This window comes from Yinghuangia soli (assembly GCF_021502675.1).
Lineage (GTDB): Bacteria > Actinomycetota > Actinomycetes > Streptomycetales > Streptomycetaceae > Yinghuangia > Yinghuangia soli.
In genome coordinates, this window is the sequence record NZ_JAKFHA010000006.1 from 45,425 (window position 1) to 69,180 (window position 23,756).

A 23,756-nucleotide genomic window follows, 5' to 3' on the forward strand; every position below is an offset into this window, starting at 1 on the left:
CCTCCCGTCCTGGGGGCCGCGCGGGGGCCGGGCCTCCCCCTCGGGGGGGGGCCCCCCCCCCGCCCCCCCCCCCGACCTGTGGACATCGCGGGCCTGGAGTGCGGCGGGTGGGCGGCCCTGCCGGGACCGCCCCTGCCGCGGACGCCGGGACTACGCCGGCAGGTCCTCCAGCATCTCGGTGACCAGCGCCGCGATCGGCGACCGCTCGGAGCGGCTCAGCGTCACGTGCGCGAACAGCGGATGGCCCTTGAGCTTCTCCACCACCGCCACCACGCCGTCGTGCCGGCCCACCCGCAGGTTGTCGCGCTGGGCGACGTCGTGGGTGAGCACGACCCGCGAGTTGCTGCCGATCCGGGACAGCACGGTCAGCAGCACGTTGCGCTCCAGCGACTGGGCCTCGTCGACGATGACGAAGGCGTCGTGCAGCGACCGGCCGCGGATGTGGGTGAGCGGCAGGACTTCGAGCATGCCGCGCCCGACGACCTCCTCGATGACGTCGGCCGTGGTGACCGCGGACAGTGTGTCGAACACCGCCTGGGCCCACGGGCTCATCTTCTCGTTCTCGGTGCCGGGCAGGTAGCCGAGCTCCTGGCCGCCGACCGCGTACAGCGGGCGGAAGACCATCACCTTGCGGTGCTGGCGGCGTTCGAGCACGGCCTCGAGCCCCGCGCACATCGCCAGCGCCGACTTGCCGGTGCCCGCGCGGCCGCCCATCGACACGATGCCGATGTCCGGATCGAGCAACAGGTCGAGGGCGATGCGCTGTTCGGCGCTGCGGCCGTGCAGGCCGAACACCTCGCGGTCGCCGCGCACCAGGCGCACCTGCTTGTCCGGGGTCACCCTGGCCAGCGCCTTGCCCCGCTCGCTGACCAGCACGAGGCCGGTGTGGCAGGGCAGATCGGCGGCGGCCTCCAGGTGGATCCGCTCGTTCTCGAAGAGCGCGTCGATCTCGGATCCGGCGATCTGCAGTTCGGACATCCCGGTCCACCCGGAGGTGCTGACCAGTTCGGCCAGGTACTCCTCGGCGTTCAGGCCCACCGCGGACGCCTTCACCCGCATGGGCACGTCCTTGGAGACCAGCGTGACGTCGTGGCCCTCGGCCTGCAGGTGCCGGGCCACCGCGAGAATGCGCGAATCGTTGTCGCCCAGCCGGAATCCGGGCGGAAGGACGGTCGCGTCGATGTGATTCAGTTCCACCCGCAGTGTGCCGCCGGCTTCCCCGATCGGGATCGGCGCGTCCAGGCGGCCGTGCCTGGTGCGCAGTTCATCCAGACTGCGCAATGCGTGGCGGGCGAAATAACCGAGCTCCGGATGGTGCCTTTTGGCTTCCAGCTCGGTGATCACGATGACGGGCAGGACCACTTCGTGCTCGTCGAACCGCAGGAATGCGGCGGGGTCCGCAAGCAGCACGCTGGTGTCAAGGACGTACGTGCGGCGCTGCGGAGCACGGCGTTGGTTCGTGGCCACGGAATGCCTCGCCCCCTTTCAGGGCGCGCGCACCGTACGCCCTGATCGCTCGGAGTCCAGGACCGGGCCCGAGGGCCGGGTGCCTGGCCCTCCTGTCGCCGTGGACAGTTGTGCAGTATCCGCACGGAAGGGCCTCCCTGGCAGGTGACGGGGGGTCACCTGTGTTGCGCCACCTGGCGGGTGGCCGCCGGGTCTGGCGAGGTTATTCCCTACAAGATGCGTGCCAACACAATCTGGGCGATCATTTGCCGCGCGTTCATCTTCGGCCTGCACGGGGTATCCGGCACCGAATTGGCGGCTTCCCCGCGGGCCTTGCGCGCCGGGCGGCGGAGTTCAGCTTCCGTAACGCCGGTTGCGCGCTGCGTAGTCGCGGAGTGCGCGCAGGAAGTCGACCTTGCGGAAGTCCGGCCAGAAGGCCTCGCAGAAGTAGAACTCCGAATGCGCGCTCTGCCACAGGAGGAATCCGGACAGCCGCTGCTCGCCCGAGGTGCGGATCACCAGGTCCGGGTCGGGCTGGCCGCGCGTGTAGAGGTGCTCGGAGATGTGCTCGACGTCGAGCACCTCGGCGAGTTCCTCGATCGAGGTGCCGCGGCCGGCGTGCTCCTGCAGCAGCGAGCGGACCGCGTCGGCGATCTCGCGGCGGCCGCCGTAGCCGACCGCGACGTTCACCAGCACGCCGTCGATGTCGGCGGTGGCCGCCTCGGACTCCTTGAGGACCCGCGAGGTGTGCTCGGGCAGCAGGTCGAGGGCGCCGACCGGGTGCACCCGCCAGCGGCGGGTGGCGGCCAGGTCGCGGACCGCGTTCTCGATGATCTCCATGAGATCGGTGAGCTCGTCCGGCGGCCGGTTGAGGTTGTCGGTGGAGAGCAGCCACAGGGTGACCACCTCGACGCCGACTTCCTCGCACCAGCCGAGCAGCTCGTGGATCTTGTCGGCGCCCTTGCGGTGGCCCTCGGCGGTCTCCTCGCCGTACGCCTTCGCCCAGCGCCGGTTGCCGTCCAGGATGACGCCGACGTGGCGCGGGATGTCGGTACGGTCCAGCGACGCCTCGATGCGTCGCCCGTACGCGCCGTAGGCGAGGTCCCGCAGGCTCATGTCCACCTGCTCCTCCGTCCTCAGGATCACCCGCGCCGGAAACCCTACTCCCGCAACCGGCCCAGCAGGAATCACCCGACCGGCCGCGCTGCGTGAAGACTCCGTGAAGACTGCGCGTGTCGGCTCGTGTACAGCGCATTCGTCCTGGTCCGGGCCCTGTCACCACGGTACGCGCGCAAACGCGAGGAGACCCCGCCGGACGAATCCGGCGGGGTCTCCCGCGGTGCTCTGTGCTGCTGGGTGCTGCTTCGGTGCCGCCGGGAGCCGGTCAGGCCTCCAGGCGGGTCACCAGGGCGTTGTACTCGTCCCACAGCTCCTGCGGCGTGTGCGAGCCGAACTTCTCCAGGTGCTCGGGGACCAGCGCGGCCTCCTGCTTCCAGATCTCCCGGTCGACGCTGAGCAGCAGCTCGAGGTCGGCGTCCGAGATCTCCAGGCCCTTGAGGTCCAGCGCGTCGCGCGTGGGCAGCACGCCGATCGGCGTCTCGACGCCGGACGCGGTGCCCTCCAGGCGCTCGACGATCCACTTGAGCACGCGGCTGTTCTCGCCGAAGCCGGGCCACACGAAGTTGCCGTCGGCGTCCTTGCGGAACCAGTTCACGTAGTAGATCTTCGGCAGCTTGGCCGCGTCGGTGGCCTTGCCGATCTCCAGCCAGTGGGCCATGTAGTCGCCCATGTTGTAGCCGCAGAACGGCAGCATCGCGAACGGGTCGCGGCGCAGCTCGCCCACGGTGCCCTCGGCGGCCGCGGTCTTCTCGGATGCGACGTTCGCACCGAGGAAGACGCCGTGCTGCCAGTCGAAGGACTCGGTGACCAGCGGGACCGCGCTCGCGCGGCGGCCGCCGAACAGGATGGCCGAGATCGGCACACCCGCCGGGTCCTCCCACTCCGGGGCGATGGTCGGGCACTGCGACGCGGGCACCGTGAACCGGGCGTTCGGGTGCGCGGCCGGGACGCCGGACTCCGGCGTCCAGTCGTTGCCCTTCCAGTCGGTCAGGTGCGCGGGAGCGTCCTCGGTGAGGCCCTCCCACCACACGTCGCCGTCGTCGGTCAGCGCGACGTTGGTGAAGACCGAGTTGCCCCACAGCGTCTTGATCGCGTTGGCATTGGTCTCTTCGCCGGTGCCGGGGGCGACGCCGAAGAAGCCCGCCTCCGGGTTGATCGCGTACAGCCGGCCGTCCGCGCCGAACCGCATCCACGCGATGTCGTCGCCGATGGTCTCGACCTTCCAGCCCGGGACCGTGGGCTGGAGCATCGCGAGGTTGGTCTTGCCGCACGCGGACGGGAAGGCCGCCGCGACGTACTTCGGCTCGGCGCCGGACGGCGGGGTGAGCTTGAGGATGAGCATGTGCTCGGCCATCCAGCCCTCGTCGCGGGCCATGACGGAGGCGATGCGCAGCGCGTAGCACTTCTTGCCGAGCAGCGCGTTGCCGCCGTAGCCGGACCCGTAGGACCAGATCTCCCGGGCCTCGGGGAAGTGCGAGATGTACTTCTCGTCGTTGCACGGCCACGGCACGTCGGCCTCGCCCTCCGCGAGCGGGGCACCGAGGGTGTGCACCGCCTTCACGAAGTCGCCGTCCTCGCCGAGGATGTCCAGCACCGGCTGGCCCATGCGGGTCATGGTGCGCATGGAGACCGCAACGTACGCCGAGTCGGTGATCTCGACGCCGTAGGCCGCCAGCGGGGAGCCGAGGGGGCCCATGCAGAACGGCACGACGTACATCGTGCGGCCCTTCATGGAGCCCTTGAAGAGGCCGCCGAACTTGGCGCGCATCTCCGCCGGGGCGACCCAGTTGTTGGTCGGGCCCGCATCCTCCTGCTTCTCGGAGCAGATGTAGGTGCGGTCCTCCACACGCGCGACGTCCCGAGGGTCGGACGCGGCGTAGTAGCTGTTGGGACGCTTCACATCGTCGAGCTTCTTGAACGTGCCCTTTTCGACGAGCAGGTCCGCGAGGCGCTGGTACTCCGCCTCGGAACCGTCGCACCATTCGATCCGGTCCGGCTGGGTGAGCTCGGCGATCTCACGCACCCATTCGATCAGCTGACTGTGTTTCGTCGGGGCCTTGTCCAGGCCAAGGGCCTCGTACGCCACGATCGCTCCATTTCGCGCCGGGGACGGCGAGCCCCCGGCGTCGGGGTTGAGGGTTGCGGGGATTTTAACGTGGTCACCCACACGGGGGATCGGGCGGGAGGGTGCCGGCCCGGAAGTTGTGCCCCCAAAACGGGCGCATGACCCAAAGAACAGCGCCTGATCCCCGTTTCAGCGGCGATATTCCGTGATGTGTTTCACGTCCTACTAACGAGTAACCTACGTGTCCGTAAGTACACTTCCCGCATGAGTGTGGACGTACACGCCGTTGCGCCCGACGGGCACGCCCTGGAGCGCGTCAAGCCCAAACTACGTGGTTGGATCCATGCCGGGACCTTTCCGGTGGCGGTGGCCGGCGGCATCGTGCTGGTCAGTGTCGCGGACAACACGAAGGCCCGCATCGCCTGCGCGGTCTTCGCGCTCACCGCGGCGATGCTGTTCGGCACCTCCGGGCTCTACCACCGCGGCAACTGGGGCCCGCGCGGCGAGGCCATCCTGCGCCGCCTGGACCACGCGAACATCTTCCTGATCATTGCGGGCACCTATACGCCCTTCTCCATCATCCTCTTCGGCGTCGACTCGCCCCTGCTGTGGGTGGTCTGGGCCGGCGCGCTGGCCGGCATCTGCTTCCGGGTCTTCTGGATAGGCGCGCCGCGCTGGCTCTACACCCCGGTGTACGTGGCCCTGGGCTGGGCCGCGGTCTTCTACATCCCGGACTTCCTGCGCGAGGGCGGCGTCGCGGTCCTCGTCCTGGTGATCACCGGCGGGCTGCTCTACAGCCTGGGCGCGGTCGTGTACGGGCTGAAGCGCCCGGACCCCTCGCCGCGCTGGTTCGGCTTCCACGAGGTCTTCCACGCGTTCACGCTGGCCGCGTTCACCACGCACTACATCGGCATCTCGCTGGTGGCCTACACGGCCTGAGGCGCCCGCCGGCCCCGCCCGTCCCGCTCGCTCTGCTCGTCCCGCTCATCCAGCTCGTCCAGCTCGTCCAGCTCGTCGCCAAGGTCCGCATCCGCCCGGGTGCGGGCCTTCGGCACGTATGCGGCCGAGCGGGCCTTGGCGGCGGCCAGGGCCAGGAAGCCGAGGCCGAAGAGGATGTACCAGGCCGACAGCGCGGTCTGCCACGGGGCGAAATCCAGCTCGACGTAGGGCACGTGCGGGACCGCCCACACCGCGAACGTCCAGAAGACCGCCACCGCGGCCAGCAGGCGCCGCGCCTCGGCCCACAGCAGCAGGGCGATGGGCACGCACCAGACCCAGTGGTGGGTCCAGGCGATCGGCGACACCAGCAGCCCGGTGACCGCGCAGGCCGGCAGGCCCCAGCGGTCGCCGAGCGCGCGGTACGCGAGCACCGCGCCCGCCAGGCCGGCCACCCCCACGGCGGCCACCAGCAGGTACCAGAGCTGGTCCGGCTCCCGGGTGTGGGTGATGCGCACGACCAGGCCCCGGACCGACTGGTTCGCGGCGTTCTCCAGCCGCCCGACCCGCTGCGGGTCCGACAGGTGGGTGAACCAGAACGCGCGCGAGGAGCCGGGCAGCGCGAGGGCGCCGACCGCGACGGTGGCCGCGAAGGCCGCGACGGCCGCGGCCGCCTCCCGGAAGCGGCGGGTGAGCAGCAGGTACACGACGAAGATGCCCGGGGTGACCTTGATGCCCATGGCGATGCCGAGCGCGACGCCCTTGGTGCGGGTGCCGGCCGGGCGGCCGAAGTCCCACAGGATCAGCGCCAGCAGGAGCAGGTTGACCTGGCCGTAGCGGAACGTGGTGAAGACCGGCTCGGCCCAGATGCACAGCGCGGTCGCGGCCGCCACGACGGTCGCGCGGCGGCGTACCGCGATGCCGGCCAGCCGGGCGGAGAGGACCACGACCAGCAGCAGGAGGGCGATGTTCGCGGCGATCACGCCGATCCGCAGCGCCTCGTAGGGCGGCACGGTCAGGCCCGCGAACAGCATCGCGGCGAACGGCGGGTAGGTCGCGAGCAGCCCGTGCGGGGTGCCGAGCGGGCCGTACAGGTCGCGTCCGTCGACGACCGCCTGCCCCTCGGCCCGGTAGACCACCAGGTCGACCATCGAGGGCTTGGTCAGACCGCGCACCGCCAGATAGGCGGCGATCGAGGCGGCCAGGAAGGCCAGTGCCCAGGGCGCCGGGGCGCCCGTCCGTACCCACAGCGCCTTGCCGCGCTTCCGCATGACCTGCCGCATTTCCCGCATCAGCCGTAGCCCCCAAGCTCCGCACTGCTTCCGCGCCGCGGCCCGCAGCGGGGCAGCAGCACATACTCGGTATGCACGAGACCATACTCGGTATGCACTTGTGTGACCATACTCGGTATACATGCATAGCTGCGGAAGCGGAGGGTGACGGCACGGAAACAGGAGGTTACTCGGGGTCGCGGGCGCCGATCTGCGCGGCGAGCTGGGCCGGGTCACCGGTCGGCGCGCGGCACACGAAGTGCCGGCAGACGTACGCCGCGGGGCGCCCGCCCTGCAGCGGGCGGTCGCGCAGCAGCGCCACCGGGCCGGCCGGGCCGGCCTCCGCGGCCTCCGCGGCCTCCGCAGCCTCCTTGGCCGCGGACTCCACCGGCAGGCCGGTCTCGGTGGCCTCGCCGACCGCGACCACGGCGCCCGGCGCGGTCGCCATCAGCGCGACGCGGCGCAGGGCGCGCGTCGCCGGGTCGTCGTACGGGCCGACCACGGCGATCTCCCGCGGCCCGTCCAGCCACGCCTCGGCCACCGCGAGGCCCCAGCCGATCGCGCGCGGGGCCTGCGGGCCGAGCGTGCGCACCACGCCCAGCGCGACGCCGGCCGCGTCGCGGTGCTCGGCGGAGCCGGTGTACGCGGCGTACGTGAGCAGCGCGCCCGCGGCCGCGGTCCAGCCGGACGGCGTGACATTGTCGGCCGGGTCCTGCGGGCGCCGGAACAGCTCCTCGGCGTCGTCCGCGGTGTCGAAGAACTCGCCGTTCTCCGCGGTGAAGTGACCGAGGACCACATCGAGCAGCAGGCCCGCGAAGGTGAGCCAGGCGTCGTCCGAGGTGACCGCGTACAGCGCGAGGAAGCCCTCGGCGACGTCCGCGTAGTCCTCCAGCACACCCGCGTTCGGGCCCGCGTGGCCGTCGCGCGAGGTGCGCACCAGGCGGTCGCCCCGCGAGTCGTCGTCCTGGGCGCCGCCCGCCCCGAGGTGCACGCTGATCAGCAGGTCGCCCGCCGCGATCGCGGCCTCGACCAGGTCCGGGCGGTCGAACAGCGCGCCGGCCTCGGCCAGTGCGGCGATCGCCAGCCCGTTCCAGGCCGCCACGACCTTGTCGTCGCGGGCCGGGGGCGTCCGCTCGGCGCGCGCCCGGAAGAGCTGCTCGCGGACTGCGTCGAAGCGGGCCGGGTCGTCCGGGTCGGCGAGGAGCTGCAGCACCGACATGCCGTGCTCGAAGGTGCCTGCCTCGGTCACCGCGAACACCTCGGCGGCCCACTCCCCGTCCTCGGCCCCCAGCACCTCGATGAGCTGCGCGGGCGTCCAGGCGTAGAAGGCGCCTTCGGCCGAGTGCCCGGATTCGTCGGGGCTGTCGGCGTCCAGCGCAGATGCGAAGCCGCCCTCGGGGGTGCGCAGTTCGCGCATCAGGAAATCGGCGCTCTGCAGGGCGACCCGGCGGGCGAAGGACGAGCCGGTGGTCCGCCACAGGTGCGTGTACACCCGGATCAGCAGCGCGTTGTCGTACAGCATCTTCTCGAAGTGCGGGACCACCCAGGCCGCATCGACCGAGTAGCGGGCGAAGCCGCCGCCGAGCTGGTCGTACATGCCGCCGCGGGCCATGGCCGCGCAGGTGTGCTCGACCAGGTCGAGCGTGCCGCGGTCGGCGGTGCGGGCGTGCTGCCGCAGCAGGAACTCCAGGAGCAGGGACGGCGGGAACTTGGGCGCCCCGCCGAAGCCGCCCCGCGTCTCGTCGTAGTCGTTGCGCAGCGCGCGCACCGCGGCGTCCAGTTCCTCGGCGCCGGGCGGCTGCCCGCCGACCAGCCCGCCGCGCGGCACGGACAGTTGCTCGACGACCTTCGCCCCCGAGGCGATCACGTCGTCCCGGCGCTCCTGCCACGCATCGGCGACCGCCTGCAGCAGCTCGCGGAACCCGGGCAGCCCGTGCCGCGAGGTCGGCGGGTAGTAGGTGCCGCAGTAGAAGGGTGCGCCGTCAGGAGTGGCGAAGACGGTCATCGGCCAGCCGCCCTGCCCGGTCATCCCGGTGGTGGCCTCCATGTAGACGGCGTCGACGTCCGGCCGCTCCTCGCGGTCCACCTTGACCGGCACGAAGTGCTCGTTCAAGTAGGCCGCCACGGTCTCGTCCTCGAACGACTCGTGCGCCATCACATGGCACCAATGGCACGCCGCGTACCCGACGCTCAGCAGGATCGGCACATCGCGGCGGCGCGCCTCGGCGAAGGCCTCTTCGCCCCAGGGCCACCAGTCGACCGGATTGTCGGCGTGCTGCAGCAGGTAAGGCGACGTGGACCCCGCGAGGCGATTGCTCATGCGCTCATCCTCGCAGGGTGACCCCGCGGCTACTTGGCGCCGTTGCCCTGTGTCTCGCGGTCGTCCGCACCGGGCTCGGCGGGGGTGCCGTCCTCGGCGGCACGCGGCGCGGGGACGTCCTTCTCCTCGAAGTTCACGCCGCGGATGTGCTTGTTCATGGACTTGACCAGGAGCCAGGTGGCAATCGCAAGGACCGCGACGACGGTGAACCCGAGCAGGCCGGGCGTGACCTTGTCCTCGTTCAGCTCGGCAAGCTGCAAGGCGAGGTCGGTGGTCATGAGGGTCCTCCACTGGACAGAACGCGGCACGCGCGGCGCCGCGCGGCCGCACGACGGAGCGGCCGCCCCTCAAGGGTCGCATCCGCTTGTTCGGATGTGAAAAGAGGGGCGGCCGCCGTGTCGCTCGTACGGGGTACGCGGGTCAGCGCGCGGCGTCCACCCGGACCCCGGCGAACAGGTCGTTCTCCGGCAGGTCGGTGTCCACCAGCGACTTGACCAGCTCGTAGTCCTCGGTCGGCCAGACCTCCTGCTGCACCTGCAGCGGCACGCGGAACCAGAAGCCGTCCGGGTCGACCTGCGTGGCGTGCGCGATCAGCGCCTGGTCGCGCAGCGGGAAATAGTCCGCGCACGGCACCTTGGTGGTGATGTCGCGCTCGCCGCGCTCGCCCCAGCGCTCCAGCCATTCGCCGTACGGCGATTCGAGGCCGCGCGCGACCATCGCGTCGTGCAGCGCCTGCACCCGGGCCCGCGAGATGCCCTGGTTGTAGTACAGCTTCAGCGGCTGCCACGGCTCGCCGGCCTCGCGGTACGCGGTCGGGTCGCCGGCCGCGTCGAACGCCGCGACGGTCACCTTGTGGGTCTGGATGTGGTCCGGGTGCGGGTAGCCGCCGTTCTCGTCGTACGTGGTCACCACGTGCGGCCGGAACTCGCGCATCAGCCGGACCAGCGGCTCCGCGGCCTTCTCCACCGGCTGCAGCGCGAAGCAGCCCTCGGGCAGCGGCGGCAGCGGGTCGCCCTCCGGGAGCCCGGAGTCGACGAAGCCCAGCCAGGCCTGCTCCACGCCGAGGATCGCGCGCGCCGCGTCCATCTCCTTGCGGCGCACCTCGTCGATGTTCGCCTCGATCTCCGGGTCCCCCTGGAGCTTCGGGTTCAGCACCGAGCCGCGCTCGCCGCCGGTACACGTGACCACCAGGACCTCGGCGCCCTCGCGCACGTACCGGGCCATCGTGGCCGCGCCCTTGCTCGACTCGTCGTCGGGGTGCGCGTGCACCGCCATCAGCCTCAGCCGCTCACTCACCGGAAAGTCGCTCCTCGTCGTAGCGCCCCCGGGCTTTGCGGAGGCGGCCCCCTGGTGCATCGGAGACCCGTCATATAGTGGCCGAAGCAGCGCGCCCGGGCGAAACCGCCGGTCCGCGACACCGAGGCACGGGAGTGGACCAGTGAGCCAGACCTCCGGCCCGGACGCCCCGGCCTCCCGCGACCGGTACGGCCGCCGCGTCCGCCGTACCGGTGCCGGCGCCAAGGACGGCAAGGACCGCGGACTGCGCATCGCCTTCGTGGTCTTCCTGGTGCTGCTGGTCTCCGGAACTGTGTGGATCGGTCTCGACCACGCCAACCGCGATGTGACGGCGACTATTCCGACGTTCGAGGTGACGTCGGACAGCACCGTCGAGGCGCGTATCGAGGTAACCAAGGACAAGGACAAGGAAGCCGTCTGCGTGCTGCGCTCGCGGAGCGAGGACGGCACCGAGGTGGGCCGCAAGGAAGTCCGCATCCCGGCCTCGTCGTCCAAGGTCACCACGGTGCGCGAGGTGCTGCAGACCACGGCCCGGCCGAACACCGCCGAGCTGGACGGCTGCCGGCTCGTCTGACCCGCCGGGCGCCCCGCGCGGCCTCGGGCGTCAGCCCCGCCGCGGACCCGGGCGGCCCGCTGCGGAGCGGGCGCATGAGTGCCGGTCCGCCTGGGAAATTGTTAGTCTCGGGGTTTCGTCCCTTCATCGCCGGCGCCCCGCGCGCCGGTCCGGTGAAGGGGCGCTGGTTTTATTCGGGGCGAAACAAGAAGTTCCATGACCGACGAGGAGCAATCCGTGACCCAGACCAGCGACAACGTCACCTGGCTCACCCAGGAGGCGTACGACCGGCTCACCGCCGAGTTCGAGCACCTGTCGGGTCCCGGCCGTGTCGAGCTGGCCACCAAGATCGAGGAAGCCCGTCAGGAGGGCGACCTCAAGGAGAACGCCGGCTACCACGCGGCCAAGGAGGAGCAGGGGAAGATGGAGCTGCGCATCCGCCAGCTCCGCGGCCTGCTCGACAACGCCAAGGTGGGCGAGGCGCCCGCCGACACGGGCGTGGTCGGCCAGGGCATGATCGTCACGGTCGCCTTCGACGGCGACAAGGACGACACCATGACGTTCCTGCTCGGCTCGCGCGAGGACGTCGGCGGCGACATCGAGGTCTACTCCCCCGCCTCGCCGCTCGGCACCGCGATCAACGGCAAGAAGATCGGCGACTCCGCGTCGTACGAGCTGCCCAACGGCAAGTCGATGGACGTCGAGATCGTCGAGGTCAAGCCCTACTCCGGCTGACCGGACGGCACCCGCGCACCGGCGGGCACATGCGAAAGGGCCCCGGCGACCGCGCCGGGGCCCTTCGCTGTGCCGTCAGACCGTCACGCGGTGGCCGAGCGGTACTTGCGCACCGCCAGGGTGCGGAACACCACGATGATCAGCACCGACCAGAACAGCGATGCCCACACCGGGTGCTGCATGGGCCACGCGTCCGACTGCGACACGCCCGGATTGCCGAACAGGACACGCCCGGCCTGCACGGTGGCGCTGAACGGGTTCCAGTCCGCGATGTGCTGGAGCCAGGTCGGCATGCCCGAGGTCGGCGCGAACGCGTTCGAGACGAAGGTCAGCGGGAAGAGCCAGATCAGCCCCGCCGACGTGGCCGCCTCCGGGGTCCGCACCGATAGGCCGATGAGCGCACCGATCCAGGTGAACGCGTAGCCCAGCAGCAGCATCAGGCCGATCGCGGCCAGCGCCTTGGGGATGCCGTTGTGGATCCGCCAGCCGACCATCAGCGCCACGATGATCAGCACCACCATGGTCAGCGTGGTCTGCACCAGGTCGGCGATGGTCCGACCGGTCAGCACCGCACCGCGGTCCATGGGCAGCGACCGGAACCGGTCGATGAGGCCCTTGGTCATGTCCTCCGCGATGCCCGCGCTGGAGCCGGCGGTGGCAAAGGTGACGGTCTGCGCGAAGATGCCCGCCATCAGGAACTCGCGGAACATCTTGGGGTCGGTGGAGCCGTCGACCGCGATCGACCCGCCGAAGACGTAGGCGAACAGCAGCACGAACATGACCGGCTGGATGAGCCCGAAGACCACGATCTCGGGGATGCGCTTCATCCGGATCAGGTTCCGGCGGGCGATCACCAGCGAGTCGTGCACCGACTGCGCGAGGCCGCCGCGCGGCTTGGGGGCCAGCGTCGTGGGGGCGATGGTGCCGGTCGAGGTGTCGGTCGCGGTCATCGGGCGTCGTCCTTCCCGGTCTGCGCGGCGCCCTCGGCGGCACTGCCGGTGTCCTCGGCGGCGGAGCCGGACCCGTCCCCGCTCTCGTCGCCGTCGTCGTCCGCGTCCTCGGCGTGGTGGCCGGTGAGCGAGATGAACACGTCGTCCAGCGTGGGCCGGCGCAGGCCGATGTCGTCGATCTCGATGCCGCGCGCGTCCAGTTCGCGGATCACCTCGGCGAGCAGCTTGGCGCCGCCCTGGACCGGAATGGTGAGGCGCCGGGTGTGCTTGTCGACCGAGACGCCGTCCCGGCTGAAGCCGCGCAGCACCTCGGTCGCGGTGCCGATCAGCTCGCGGTCGTGCACGACCACCTCGACGCGCTCGCCGCCGGTCTGGGCCTTGAGCTGGTCGGCGGTGCCGCGGGCGATGACCTTGCCGTGGTCGACCACGATGATGTCGTGCGCGAGGTGGTCGGCCTCTTCCAGATACTGCGTGGTCAGCAGCAGCGTGGTGCCGTCCGCGACGAGCTTCTGGATGACCTCCCACAGCGCCAGCCGGTTGCGCGGGTCGAGGCCGGTGGTGGGCTCGTCCATGAACATGACCGGGGGCCGCACCACGAGCGCGGCCGCCAGGTCGAGGCGGCGCCGCATACCGCCGGAGTACGTCTTGGCGGGGCGGTCCGCGGCCTCCGCCAGGTTGAACCATTCGAGCAGTTCCTGGGCCCGGGACTTCGCCGCGCTGCCGCGCATCTGGTAGAGCTCGCCGACCATCTGGAGGTTCTCGCGGCCGGTCAGATACTCGTCGACGGCGGCGAACTGGCCGGACAGCCCGATCGACCGCCGGACCTCGTCCGGGTGCTTGAGCACGTCGTACCCGGCCACCGTGGCCCGGCCGGAGTCGGGGGTGAGCAATGTGGTGAGCACGCGCACCGTGGTGGTCTTGCCGGCGCCGTTCGGACCGAGCAGCCCGAGAACCGTGCCGGTCGGCACGTTCAGGTCCACCCCGTCGAGCGCCCGTACTTCGCCGAAGGTCTTGACCAGGCCTTCGGCGACGATCGCGTCCTGCATGTCGTTGGATCACTCCTCGGGCGGGTTCTCCGCGTCAGTGTGATGGGGCGACGCCTTCGCACTTCGATCTTCGATTCGTTCCACGATGCCGCGTCACCGGGGCCGCCGCGACCGGAATACCGGCCGCTCAGGGCGTCCCCGCCAGGACAGCAAAGCGCACTGACACAGGGTCAGGGCCAGTACCGGCCATCCCCGGCGCGCCGCGCGCGGGGGCCGGCTCAGGCCTCGGCGACCGGGTAGCCGGCGGACTTCATCCGGGCCACCACCTCGCGGCAGTGCTCCACGCCCTTGGTCTCCAGCTGCAGCTCGACCTCGACCTCGCCGAGCTGCAGCGAGGCGTCGGTGCGCACGTGCGTCACGTTGCCGACGTTGGCATCGGTGTCCGCGAGCTCGGCGAGCAGCGTGGCCAGCGCGCCCGGCCGGTCCGGGATGCGCACCCGCAGCGACAGGTAGCGGCCGGCCGCGGCCAGGCCGTGCCGCAGCACGCGCAGCATCAGCAGCGGGTCGACGTTGCCGCCGGACAGGACCGCGACCACCGGCGGCTCGATGGGCACGTACGACTGCGAGCCGCCCGCCTCCAGCAGGGCCGCGACGGACGCGGCGCCGGCCGGCTCGACCACGAGCTTGGCGCGCTCCATGCACAGCAGCAGCGCCTGGGAGAGCGACTCCTCGCCGACCGTGCGCACCCCGTCGACAAGTTCGTCGATCAGCGCGAACGGCACATCGCCCGGCCGGCCCACCGCGATGCCGTCCGCCATCGTCGACACGGCGGGCAGCACGACCGGGCGCCCGGCGGCCAGCGAGGGCGGGTACGCGGCGGCCGCGGCAGCCTGCACGCCGATCACCTTCACATCCGGGCGCAGCGCCTTGACCGCCACCGCGACACCGGCCAGCAGTCCGCCGCCGCCGGTGCCGACCAGGATGGTGCGCACCTCGGGGCACTGGTCGAGGATCTCCAGCCCGACGGTGCCCTGGCCGGCCACCACGTCGGGGTGGTCGAAGGGGTGGATGAAGACCGCACCAGTGGCCTCGGCGTACGCCTTGGCGGCGGTCAGGCAGTGCTCGACGGTGGTGCCTTCGAGCAGCACCTCGGCGCCGTAGCCGCGGGTCGCGGCGATCTTGGGGAGCGGCGCGCCGACCGGCATGAAGACGGTCGACTGCACGCCGAGCAGCCGGGCGGCCAGCGCGACGCCCTGCGCGTGGTTGCCGGCGCTCGCCGCCACCACGCCGCGGGCGCGCTCGGACGCGTCCAGTCCGGCGATCCGCACGTAGGCGCCGCGGATCTTGAAGGAGCCGGTGCGCTGCAGGTTCTCGCACTTGAGGTAGACCGGGCCGCCGATGCGCTCGGTCAGCGCGCGGCAGCTCTCCAGCGGGGTGGTGCGGGCGACTCCGTCGAGCATTTTGTGCGCGACGCGGATGTCGTCGAGTGTCACCTTGTCGGGTGCGACCTGGGTCATGCCCCCAAGTCTGTCACCGGTGCCTCACCGGCCGATCTTCCCCTCGCGCAAGAAGGTGAGAACCGCCAGTACGCGCCGGTTCCCGTCGGTGCCGTTGGGCAGGCCGAGTTTGCCGAAGATGTTCCGGACGTGCGTCTCCACGGTCTTGGGGCTCAGGAACAGCTCGCCGCAGATGGCTTGATTCGATCGGCCCTGGGCCATCAGGTCCAGGACTTCGAGCTCGCGTTCGGACAGGCCGGCCAGTACGCCGCCGGCCCGGCGGCGGCCCAGCATGCCGGCCACCACCTCGGGGTCGACCACCACGCCGCCGGCCGCGACGGTGCGCACCGCGGCGGCGAAGCGGTCCAGGTCGGTGATGCTCTCCTTGAGCAGGTAGCCGCGGCCGGGGGCGCCCGGCGCGCTGCGGTCGCCGCCGAGGAGGCGTACCGCGTGGTGGCTCTCGACGTACTGGGAGAGCACCAGGACGCCGATGCCGGGGCGGACTTCGGCGAGCGTGACGGCGGCGTCCAGGCCTTCGGTGGTGTGCGTGGGCGGCATCCGGATGTCCACCACCGCGACGTCCGGGTGCTCGGTGCGCACGAGGTCGACCAGGGACGTGCCGTCGGACGCCTGGCCGACCACGGTGAAGCCGGCCTCGGCGAGCAGCCGGGCGACGCCCTCCCGGAACAGCAGGGCGTCGTCGGCGATCACGACGCGCACGGCTGCTCCTCGGCGGATCCCGAGGGGCCCGGGAGCCCCGCGGGTCCTGCGGGTCCCGCGGATGCTGCGGATGCCGCGGATGCCGCCCCGTACGGCAGTTCGGCGAGGATCCGGGTGCCGTGCCCGGGCATGCTGTGCACGGTGAGCGTGCCGTCCAGCGCCTCGACGCGGTCGGCCAGGCCGCGCAGTCCGGTGCCGCGGCACGGGTCGGCTCCGCCGACGCCGTCGTCGGCTATCTCGACCGTCATCGTTTCCTCTCCTCGGTGCACCGCGATGACCGCGCCCGTCGCGCAGGCGTGCTTCGCGGCGTTGGCCAGCGATTCGCTGACCACGAAGTACACGGCTTCCTCCAGCCCGGGGGCGAAGCGCCCGTCCGGCACCGCGGCCACCTCGACGGGGAGCACGGACCGGTCCGCGAGGGAGACGAGTGCGGCGGACAGGCCCGCCTCGGTCAGAACGGCAGGGTGGATGCCGCGGGCCAGTTCGCGCAACTCGGCGATGGCGAGCTTGAGTTCGGCGGCGCATTCGGCGAGGGCCGCAGGGAAGGCATCGGCATCGGCATGGCCGTCGCCGCGGCTCTCGGGACGCTGCCGGGCCGCCTGGCTCTGCGCGGCGCGCAGCATCAGCGCGAGCGTCACCAGCCGCTGCTGGGCGCCGTCGTGCAGGTCGCGTTCGATCTTGCGGCGGGCCGCGAGCCCGGCCTCCACGATGCGGGCGCGCGAGGCCCGCACCTCGGCGAGCTGCGCCCGGACCTCGGCGTGCAGCCGCTCGTTCTCCATGAGCAGGCGCGCGGTCGCGGCCACCGCCCGGACCAGGTCCGGGGATTCGTCCAGGGCCGGGTCGTGCACGATGGCGCCGACCTCGGACAGCACGGTCACGCTACGCCCGGGGCCGGGCTCGGGCAGCGGGCTGGGCCGGCCGTCCGGATCGACGTAATCGCCGTGTGCGGGGCGGTAGTAGATGAGTCTCAGCCCCGGGTCGCGCAGGGCGCGGGCCAGGGCGTCCTGCAGATGGCCCGGCGGGGGCGGCGCGTGGCCGAGGTCGGCGGCCAGGTCCGCGGCGACCGAGCGCCCGGCGCGGGCCCGGATCATGCCGGCCAGCAGGAACAGCGGCCACAGCGCGAGCGAGACGCGCGCCGCGGCGATGCCGGTGCCGTAGGTCGAGCGGAGCGCCGGGACCATGACCATCAGGCCGGTGTAGACGTACACCCCGGTCAGCCCGATGTTGCCGAGCAGCACCGCGGTCCAGCCGCGCCGCAGGATGCGGCTCGCGGTCCACCAGCGCAGGAAGAACATCGTCAGCGCCACCACGGACACCAGGGTCGGCAGCACGGAGAAGACGATGTCGTCGGGCGAGACGGTGATGGTGTCCACGTCGGACTCGGCCAGCAGGTCGCGCGGCGGGATGTCGAACGCGCCGACGATGACGACCCACAGGACGACGCTCGGGCCGGTCGCCACGTAGCCGGTGACCACGAGCGCGCGCCGCAGCCGCGGGTAGGCGTCGCCGCGTGCGAAGTCCGTCATGATGTGCGCGATCACGCCCATCACCAGCCAGTCGGCGAAGAAGCCGATCAGGAAGGTGGGCCGGGTCCGGATGCCGCCGAGCAGCATGAGCGTGCACAGCCCGGCGGCCAGCAGCAGCGGCCAGACGGCCTCGCTCGGGCGGCGGCGCTCGATCGCGACGACCGCGCACCAGGCGTACGCCCAGCCGGCCAGCAGCGGCAGCACGCAGTGCGTGAACGTCTCGCCCCAGGTGAGCCGGTAGCCGCCGTAGCGCACGCCGACGACGGCCAGGACGGTGGTGGTGCTCTGCACCGCGACGATCGCGCGGGCGAGGTGGGCGGGGGGCGCGGTGTCCATGCGGCGGACGGCGTCGCGCAGGCTCGAGATGCGCAGAAGCATGGCGGTCGTTCCGTCCGCGGGTCAGCGGGAGTCGGCGGCAGGGGCGGCAGCGGGTGCGGAGGGGGCGCCGAATCCGCGCAGCGCTGCTGCGAGGCTCTGCGGCGACAGCTCCTCCTTGGAGATGTAGCCGTCCGCGGGCGCGCCGACGACGCGGTCGCCGTAGTCCTCGCTGGCCCGCCCGGATATCAGCACGATCCCCACACCCGCGTCATCTTCGCGGATCCGGCCCGCGGCCGTGAAGCCGTCGAAGCCCGGGAGTTGGACGTCCAGCAGTACCAGGTCGGGGCGCAGCCGCCGGGCCGCCTCGACGGCGCCGGGGCCGTCCGCCGCTTCTCCGACGACGCGGTACCCCCATGACGTGAGCAGCCGCGTCGCCAGCCGGCGGAACCCGTCGTGGTCGTCGACGAGGACGACGGTCACAGGTGATCCGGTTGCCCCCACCGTGGCCCTCCTGCGGATCCGGCATGTGCGCGCCCCGGCGGCCGCCGTGCGGTCCGGGCGTACCGATCGCCGTGTTGTCCTCAGGTTCCGCGGTGCCGGAGGCATCCCCCCTCGGCTGCCCGCGTGCGGCCCGGGTCGATGCGGGCCGCACACACCGGCGCGGAACCCCGCGCGGTAAGGCCTCCCCCCGGGGCCTCACCGCGCGGCAGCGGCAGCAGACGGGCGGGGTCCCGTCCGGCACCGCCGGAACGCCACGGCGATCGGTGGGTCCATGGTGTCCGGGGCGGTACGGCGGCCGCGTCGGGGTCAACCCTGATTCCGGCCGCGCCCCGCGCGTCGTGCTGACCGTCCGTCAGTCCTCGGTCGCCGCCTGCGGGTTACCGGCCGCCCGGGCCGCCTGGCGGCGGACCATCTCCTGGTTGAACCGGGTCAGCAGGTCGGTGAAGCGCTCGCGGTCCGCATCGGACCAGTCGCCGCACATCTCCGCCATCAGCTGGATCCGGGCGCGGCGCACCTGGTGCAGCCGGTCCAAGCCCATCTCGGAGAGCCGCAGCAGCACCGCGCGGCCGTCGTCGGGGTTCGGCACCCGGTCCACGTACCCCTGCTCGACCAGCGGGGTGACCTGCCGGGTCACCGTGGAGGAGTCGATCGACATGGCCTGCGCGAGGGCCTTCACGCCCATGGGGCCTTCGTGTTCGAGGCGGCCGAGCAGCAGGTACGCGGCCCGGTCCATGGTGTAGCGCAGTTCGCCCGCGGCGCCGAGCCGGGTCTGTTCGGCGCGCCGCGCGAACAGGGCGACTTCGTGCTGCAGCCGGTCGTACAGCGCGTCGTCGGCGGGCGACAGCTCCGGCGCGCCGCCGGGCAGTCCGCCGGTCGCGTGGCCGGGCGCTGGCTGGGGCGCATGCTGGGGCGCCTGATCGGGTGTCATTGCGGCTCGCTCGTCGTCCGGTTGTCGGTGGCTCGAAGGATAGGGCCCCGGCTGCCGCCGTGTGCCCGTTGTCCGCACTCACTGTGCCGCGCATGTCGGACGCCGTGCCGGGCAGCCTGAAACGAACGCTCCGATACCGCACAGGTGCAGATGGTGACGAGGAAACCCCGGGAAACCGGTCCAGATGGATGTCTACTCGTGATATTCCGGTCAAGGGAATCCATTCGTGCCCTGGGTGGAACAAGTGCACACCACGAGACACACCGCCAGGAGGTGTCGTGCACCGCCGCGATCAACGTGAGTTCGACGCCTTCGTGACAGCCGTCGGGGACCGCCTCCTGCATACCGCGGAGCTGCTGACCGGGGATCCGGAGCGTGCCGAGCGGCGCGTACGCCGGGCGCTGGCACGGACGTACCTGAAGTGGCACCGCACCCCCGACCGGGATCCGTCGCGCATCGTGCACCACGCGCTGATGGCCGGCTACCTCGACCCGTGGCGGGCCGTACCGTGGCGGCGGCAGCCTGCCTTGGCGGTCGGCGCCGCGGGCACCGCACGCGACGAAGTGCTGCGCGACCTCGACCGGTTGACCCGGCTGGAGCGGGCCGTGACGGTGCTGCGGGCGTACGCGCGGCTGGACGAGTTCGACACCGCTGATGCGCTCGGCCTGCCGGAGACCACCGTGCGCGCGGCGTTCGGGCGGGCCGGAGCGCGTCTGCAGGCCGGGCAGCGGCCGGCGGCGCAGCCATGAGCATCACCGTCGACCCGCTCCCGGCCGCCGCCCCGGACCCCGGCCCGGGGCCGGTACCGGACCCCCGGGACTTCCCGCTCCGCCCGATGCCGCACGGGCTGTCGCACCAGGCCCGGCGCAGCGCGCTGCGGCTGCGGACCGTGCGGGCCGGACTCTGCCTCGCGCTGGCCGCGGGCGTGGCCGGCGGCGTGGTGTTCGCGCTGTCCCTGCCGGGCACCGGCACCCGCGCCTCGCCGGTGCCGCCCGCCCCGGTCGAACCGCCCCAGCCGGAGTCGGCGGACGTGCAGGTCCCCCGCACCACGGTGGGGCTCGGGGCGAACATCTGGGTGCAGCTTCAGGGTTGGTGCATCGGCGACCTGCGGTTCCCGGAGGACACCGGGAGGGTCGAGTCGTGCCGGTTCATGCCCGGTGCCGGATCCATCGACGTCGCGGTGCTCGACCCGGGCCGGTACGCACCGGCCGGCTACCGCCTGGTGGTGGCGGTCGCGGTCGGGCGGACCGCGCCGGGCACCACGTACCGCGGGCGGCTGACCGACGGTTCGGGGACCGGCGACATGACCACGGACCGGCCGGCCGGGCTGCCGGGCGTGGTGTTCCTGTGGGGCTTCACGCGCAGCGGGCCGGTGGACGTGACGGTGTCGGGGCCGGACGGCATCCCGTTCGCGAGCTGCACGCAATGCGGCGTCCCGTCGCGCTGACCGGACGCGGGGGGGGGGGGGGGCCCCCCCCCGGGGGGGGGGGGCGCCCCCCCCCGGGGGGGCACGGGGGGGGGGCCGCCGCGAACTGCCTTGCGTACCGGGCCCGGGTCAGCGCAGCGCCTGCTCCAGGTCCGCGACCAGGTCCTCGGCCGACTCGATGCCGACCGAGAGCCGGACCAGGTCGGCCGGCACTTCGAGCGGCGAACCGGCCGCCGAGGCATGCGTCATGCGGCCCGGGTGCTCGATGAGCGACTCGACCCCGCCCAGCGACTCGCCCAGCGTGAACAGCTTGGCGTTGTTGCACACGTCCACGGCCCGCTGCTCGCCGCCGGTGACCCGGAACGACACCATGCCGCCGAACGCCTTCATCTGCTTGACCGCGACGTCGTGGCCCGGGTGCCCGGGCAGCCCCGGGTAGAGGACCTCGGCCACCGACGAGTGGCTGCGCAGGAGTTCGACGATCCGCTCGGCGTTCGCGCAGTGCCGGTCCATGCGCACGCCCAGCGTGCGGATGCCGCGCAGCGTCAGCCACGCGTCGAACGGCCCGGCCACCGCGCCCATCGCGTTCTGGTGGTAGGCGAGGCGGTCGCCCAGCTCCGCATCGGCCGCGACCAGCGCGCCGCCCACGACGTCCGAATGCCCGCCCATGTACTTGGTGGTCGAGTGCACGACCACGTCGGCGCCCAGCGTGAGCGGCTGCTGCAAGTAGGGGGACGCGAAGGTGTTGTCGACCACCAGCAGCGCGCCGGACTCCATCGCGATGTCCGCGAGCTGCGCAATATCGGCCACGCCGAGCAGCGGGTTGCTGGGCGTCTCGCACCAGATGACCTTCGTCTGCCCGGGCCGGATCGCGGCGCGCACCGCGTCCGCGTCGCCCGACGGCGCGGGCGTCCAGGCCAGGCCCCAGCGGTCCAGCACCTTGGCGAACAGCCGGAACGTGCCGCCGTACGCGTCGTTCGGGATCACCACGTGGTCGCCCGGCGCGCACACCGTGCGCAGCAGGCAGTCCTCCGCGGCCAGCCCGGATGCGAACGCGAGCCCGCGCGTACCGGCCTCCAGCGCCGCCACGCACTCCTCCAGCGCGGTCCGCGTCGGGTTCGCGGACCGGCTGTACTCGTAGCCGCCGCGCAGGCCGCCGACACCGTCCTGCTTGTACGTGGAGACCTGGTAGATCGGGGGGACCACCGCACCGGTGAGCGGGTCGGGCTCCTGGCCGGCATGGATGGCCAGCGTCTCGAAGCCGTGGTCGGGGGAACCGGGGTGGCCGGATTTCGCAGCGCTCATGCGTGCAACGCTAGCGCTTGTGCGGCGGCCCGCCGGTATTCCGCGCGCCCGGCCGCCGGTTTGGCTGCGCGACCCGCATGCCTGCCGAATACGGGTCAGATCCCTGCCTGGGGGAGCCGTGCCGCCATCAGCGTGAAGCCGTCGACCAACTGCGCCTTCAGCGCCTCGTCGATTCGCGAAGTGTCGGGCTCGGACCACGTTTCCTCGCTGCCCGACGAAACGTAGACACTGACCACCACCTTCCCCTGCCGAGCGGTCACCGCGGCGTAGCGGGCGACTCCGCTCGACTCGCCGGTGTAGTTGTAGTCGCCCCGCTCGGCGGCGACCTCGACGAACCCGGCATCCGTGCCGGCCGGCAAGGCGATCGCCTCGATGCGCTCGTACTGCACCTCGTCGTCGTAGTACTGGACCGGGCAGCGCCGCAGGGCGTCGGCCACGAACCCGGCACTGGCGCGCGCCGCTGCCTCGTTGGCGTACACCCCCACGCTCACCATGGCGAAGGGACCGTACCCGGGCGCGTCCTTGTCGTAGTGCGCCCACAGATTCCGGGTCAGGGACGCGGGTGTGTCCTTCGGCATCGCCAGCCCGACCGCGCGACAGGACGCGTCGTAGCGAACGGTCTGCACATCGTCGACATCTTCCGTGTCGCCTCCCGCAAACCGGGGTCCCCAGTCCGCGGCGCTCGGGAGCATCCCCTTGATGGCCTGCAGCACGTCCCTATTCGGCGACGGCACTTCCTCGGAATCCAGCGCCACCACCGCGAATTCGGCGGACTCCACAGGGGTGCCGGCCGTTCTTGTTGCGGCGGCCGAACCGGCCGACGACGCCGACGAACAGCCGCCGATGGCAAGCGGCAACGCCGCCACCGCGATCAGCATCCGGAAACCCGCCGTACGCTTCATCGAACCGTCCCCCCGACCTCGAATCGCCGCGCTCTCTGCGCCTCCGCGGTGCGCCATCTTCCACCAGGCCGGTCCGGCCCGATCAAGCGCCCCCGGCGGGACCAACCAACGCTTCGTCAGATGCGGCTGCAGAGCAGGCGGCTCAGCAGGAGTTCGAGCATGTCGGACACCCGTGCCCGAAGCTCGTCGCCCACCTGGGCGCCTGCGTCCCGCGGTGCGTCGGCGAACACCGTGACCACGAACTCGCCCGTGCGGGCGACCGCCGAGACGTACGAATACATCTCGCGCGGCGAGTACGTCCCGTCCGTACGAATACCGTGCTCCGCCGACACCTCGTCGTACTCCGCCGCGCCCGGCAGCGTGATGCGCTCGACGCCCTCGATGCGGGTCTCGGAGTCCACGTAAAGCACGCCGCAGCGCTCCGCGGAGTCGGCCGCGAAGGCGACCTCGGCCCGGGCCGCCGACTCGCTGCCGTGCACGGAGATCGTCGCGCCCGCCGACATGCCGTACAGCGACCCGCCCGGCAGCGGCGGCAGCGCGAATCGCCGGCCGATCACCGCCCGGGTGTCCTGCGGCATCCCGACCGGCACGGTCTCGCAGTCGTCGTCGACGCGGTCCGTGCGCATCGCATCGAGCTCGTCGTGCGCCGCCGCGGCGAACTGCGGCCCCCACTCGTCGCCGCGGGGCAGCACCTGCCGGATGAGCGTCTTGGCGGCTTCGTCCGGCGACACCGCGCCCGGCTCGCCCGGGTCCAGCTCCCGGAACCCGCCGGCCTCGAAGACCATCCCCGCGCGCCCGAGCCCCGCGCAGCCGGTCGCCGCGAGTGAGACCGCGACGGCAGCCAGCACCGCGCGCACCCCCGCCCCCGCCGAACGCACCATGGAATCGCCCTTGAGCTTAATTTGTTGGGCGTACTGTGTCGACGCCGCAGTGCGTCATCATCACACCGGCCATCCT

The 23,756-nt window shown here is 72.2% G+C and carries 22 protein-coding genes; 5 read left to right on the forward strand and 17 right to left on the reverse strand.

Going from position 1 to position 23,756, the window contains the following annotated elements; all coding sequences use genetic code 11:
- Positions 1–150 precede the first annotated feature (150 nt).
- The 3 genes from phoH2 to LZ495_RS13270 form a co-directional block, all read right to left on the reverse strand.
- Positions 151–1,467 carry an RNA 5'-3' helicase PhoH2 gene (gene phoH2 / locus LZ495_RS13260; protein WP_235052358.1) on the reverse strand — a complete coding sequence of 439 codons (1,317 nt, stop codon included), beginning with the start codon at positions 1,465–1,467 and terminating at the stop codon, positions 151–153.
- Positions 1,468–1,800: 333 nt separating this feature from the next.
- Entirely contained in the window at positions 1,801–2,562 is a 762-nt protein-coding gene (locus LZ495_RS13265) for an isoprenyl transferase (protein ID WP_235052359.1), read from the reverse strand.
- Between the two features lie 268 nt (positions 2,563–2,830).
- Positions 2,831–4,654 (reverse strand): phosphoenolpyruvate carboxykinase (GTP), encoded by a 1,824-nt coding sequence (locus tag LZ495_RS13270; RefSeq protein ID WP_372498569.1) that lies wholly within the window; start codon positions 4,652–4,654, stop codon positions 2,831–2,833.
- Between the two features lie 240 nt (positions 4,655–4,894).
- Between LZ495_RS13270 and trhA the strand changes: the two genes are divergently transcribed.
- Entirely contained in the window at positions 4,895–5,569 is a 675-nt protein-coding gene (trhA, locus tag LZ495_RS13275) for a PAQR family membrane homeostasis protein TrhA (RefSeq protein WP_235052361.1), read from the forward strand.
- Here the strand turns inward: trhA and LZ495_RS13280 are convergent.
- From LZ495_RS13280 to mca, 4 genes are all read right to left on the reverse strand, one after another.
- Entirely contained in the window at positions 5,557–6,837 is a 1,281-nt protein-coding gene (locus LZ495_RS13280) for a glycosyltransferase 87 family protein (protein WP_235052362.1), read from the reverse strand. The genes trhA and LZ495_RS13280 overlap by 13 nt on opposite strands.
- Positions 6,838–7,024: 187 nt before the next feature.
- Positions 7,025–9,157 carry a thioredoxin domain-containing protein gene (locus LZ495_RS13285; protein WP_235052363.1) on the reverse strand — a complete coding sequence of 711 codons (2,133 nt, stop codon included), beginning with the start codon at positions 9,155–9,157 and terminating at the stop codon, positions 7,025–7,027.
- Between the two features lie 29 nt (positions 9,158–9,186).
- On the reverse strand, positions 9,187–9,435 hold the full coding sequence (locus tag LZ495_RS13290; RefSeq protein ID WP_235052364.1) for a hypothetical protein: 249 nt from the start codon (positions 9,433–9,435) through the stop codon (positions 9,187–9,189).
- 142 nt (positions 9,436–9,577) lie between these two features.
- Complete coding sequence (gene mca, locus LZ495_RS13295) at positions 9,578–10,453, reverse strand: mycothiol conjugate amidase Mca (protein ID WP_235052365.1); 876 nt, start codon at positions 10,451–10,453, stop codon at positions 9,578–9,580.
- A gap of 142 nt (positions 10,454–10,595) precedes the next feature.
- On the opposite strand from mca, the gene LZ495_RS13300 reads away from it, so the two are divergent.
- Positions 10,596–11,027, forward strand: coding sequence for a DUF4307 domain-containing protein (locus LZ495_RS13300; protein ID WP_235052366.1), 432 nt, complete (start codon positions 10,596–10,598; stop codon positions 11,025–11,027).
- 216 nt (positions 11,028–11,243) lie between these two features.
- On the forward strand, positions 11,244–11,741 hold the full coding sequence (greA, locus tag LZ495_RS13305) for a transcription elongation factor GreA (RefSeq protein WP_235052367.1): 498 nt from the start codon (positions 11,244–11,246) through the stop codon (positions 11,739–11,741).
- Positions 11,742–11,824: 83 nt separating this feature from the next.
- Here the strand turns inward: greA and LZ495_RS13310 are convergent, their stop codons facing one another.
- The 7 genes from LZ495_RS13310 to LZ495_RS13340 form a co-directional block, all read right to left on the reverse strand.
- On the reverse strand, positions 11,825–12,691 hold the full coding sequence (locus LZ495_RS13310; protein ID WP_235052368.1) for an ABC transporter permease: 867 nt from the start codon (positions 12,689–12,691) through the stop codon (positions 11,825–11,827).
- Positions 12,688–13,737: an ATP-binding cassette domain-containing protein gene (locus LZ495_RS13315; protein WP_235052369.1), complete on the reverse strand. Its 1,050-nt coding sequence runs from the start codon at positions 13,735–13,737 to the stop codon at positions 12,688–12,690. Before LZ495_RS13315 ends, LZ495_RS13310 begins: the two co-directional genes overlap by 4 nt.
- 218 nt (positions 13,738–13,955) lie before the next feature.
- Positions 13,956–15,194: a threonine ammonia-lyase gene (gene ilvA, locus LZ495_RS13320; protein WP_235052370.1), complete on the reverse strand. Its 1,239-nt coding sequence runs from the start codon at positions 15,192–15,194 to the stop codon at positions 13,956–13,958.
- Between the two features lie 24 nt (positions 15,195–15,218).
- Positions 15,219–15,893 carry a response regulator transcription factor gene (locus tag LZ495_RS13325; protein WP_235052371.1) on the reverse strand — a complete coding sequence of 225 codons (675 nt, stop codon included), beginning with the start codon at positions 15,891–15,893 and terminating at the stop codon, positions 15,219–15,221.
- The gene (locus LZ495_RS13330; protein ID WP_235052372.1) at positions 15,881–17,797 is read right to left on the reverse strand and encodes a sensor histidine kinase; all 1,917 of its coding nucleotides are present in this window, start codon (positions 17,795–17,797) and stop codon (positions 15,881–15,883) included. Before LZ495_RS13330 ends, LZ495_RS13325 begins: the two co-directional genes overlap by 13 nt.
- Before the next feature lie 21 nt (positions 17,798–17,818).
- Positions 17,819–18,217 (reverse strand): response regulator, encoded by a 399-nt coding sequence (locus LZ495_RS13335; protein ID WP_235052373.1) that lies wholly within the window; start codon positions 18,215–18,217, stop codon positions 17,819–17,821.
- 373 nt (positions 18,218–18,590) lie between these two features.
- On the reverse strand, positions 18,591–19,166 hold the full coding sequence (locus tag LZ495_RS13340; RefSeq protein WP_235052374.1) for a MarR family winged helix-turn-helix transcriptional regulator: 576 nt from the start codon (positions 19,164–19,166) through the stop codon (positions 18,591–18,593).
- Between the two features lie 278 nt (positions 19,167–19,444).
- Between LZ495_RS13340 and LZ495_RS13345 the strand changes: the two genes are divergently transcribed.
- Together LZ495_RS13345 and LZ495_RS13350 are read left to right on the forward strand one after the other, a co-directional pair.
- Complete coding sequence (locus LZ495_RS13345; RefSeq protein WP_235052375.1) at positions 19,445–19,915, forward strand: SigE family RNA polymerase sigma factor; 471 nt, start codon at positions 19,445–19,447, stop codon at positions 19,913–19,915.
- Entirely contained in the window at positions 19,912–20,613 is a 702-nt protein-coding gene (locus LZ495_RS13350) for a hypothetical protein (protein ID WP_235052376.1), read from the forward strand. Before LZ495_RS13345 ends, LZ495_RS13350 begins: the two co-directional genes overlap by 4 nt.
- Positions 20,614–20,721: 108 nt before the next feature.
- Here the strand turns inward: LZ495_RS13350 and LZ495_RS13355 are convergent, their stop codons facing one another.
- The 3 genes from LZ495_RS13355 to LZ495_RS13365 form a co-directional block, all read right to left on the reverse strand.
- Positions 20,722–21,897: a cystathionine gamma-synthase gene (locus LZ495_RS13355; protein WP_235052377.1), complete on the reverse strand. Its 1,176-nt coding sequence runs from the start codon at positions 21,895–21,897 to the stop codon at positions 20,722–20,724.
- 95 nt (positions 21,898–21,992) lie between these two features.
- Positions 21,993–22,775 (reverse strand): hypothetical protein, encoded by a 783-nt coding sequence (locus LZ495_RS13360; RefSeq protein ID WP_235052378.1) that lies wholly within the window; start codon positions 22,773–22,775, stop codon positions 21,993–21,995.
- A 140-nt stretch (positions 22,776–22,915) separates the two neighbouring features.
- Entirely contained in the window at positions 22,916–23,680 is a 765-nt protein-coding gene (locus LZ495_RS13365) for a hypothetical protein (protein WP_235052379.1), read from the reverse strand.
- Positions 23,681–23,756 lie beyond the last annotated feature (76 nt).

Coding starts and splice junctions, on each gene's coding strand:
- LZ495_RS13265 (WP_235052359.1), bottom strand. CDS start 2,562: ATGAGCCTGCGGGACCTCGCCTACGGCGCGTACGGGCGACGCATCGAG.
- trhA (WP_235052361.1), top strand. CDS start 4,895: ATGAGTGTGGACGTACACGCCGTTGCGCCCGACGGGCACGCCCTGGAG.
- LZ495_RS13280 (WP_235052362.1), bottom strand. CDS start 6,837: ATGCGGAAGCGCGGCAAGGCGCTGTGGGTACGGACGGGCGCCCCGGCG.
- LZ495_RS13285 (WP_235052363.1), bottom strand. CDS start 9,157: ATGAGCAATCGCCTCGCGGGGTCCACGTCGCCTTACCTGCTGCAGCAC.
- LZ495_RS13290 (WP_235052364.1), bottom strand. CDS start 9,435: ATGACCACCGACCTCGCCTTGCAGCTTGCCGAGCTGAACGAGGACAAG.
- LZ495_RS13310 (WP_235052368.1), bottom strand. CDS start 12,691: ATGACCGCGACCGACACCTCGACCGGCACCATCGCCCCCACGACGCTG.
- LZ495_RS13315 (WP_235052369.1), bottom strand. CDS start 13,737: ATGCAGGACGCGATCGTCGCCGAAGGCCTGGTCAAGACCTTCGGCGAA.
- ilvA (WP_235052370.1), bottom strand. CDS start 15,194: ATGACCCAGGTCGCACCCGACAAGGTGACACTCGACGACATCCGCGTC.
- LZ495_RS13330 (WP_235052372.1), bottom strand. CDS start 17,797: ATGCTTCTGCGCATCTCGAGCCTGCGCGACGCCGTCCGCCGCATGGAC.
- LZ495_RS13340 (WP_235052374.1), bottom strand. CDS start 19,166: ATGACACCCGATCAGGCGCCCCAGCATGCGCCCCAGCCAGCGCCCGGC.
- LZ495_RS13350 (WP_235052376.1), top strand. CDS start 19,912: ATGAGCATCACCGTCGACCCGCTCCCGGCCGCCGCCCCGGACCCCGGC.
- LZ495_RS13355 (WP_235052377.1), bottom strand. CDS start 21,897: ATGAGCGCTGCGAAATCCGGCCACCCCGGTTCCCCCGACCACGGCTTC.
- LZ495_RS13360 (WP_235052378.1), bottom strand. CDS start 22,775: ATGCTGATCGCGGTGGCGGCGTTGCCGCTTGCCATCGGCGGCTGTTCG.
- LZ495_RS13365 (WP_235052379.1), bottom strand. CDS start 23,680: ATGGTGCGTTCGGCGGGGGCGGGGGTGCGCGCGGTGCTGGCTGCCGTC.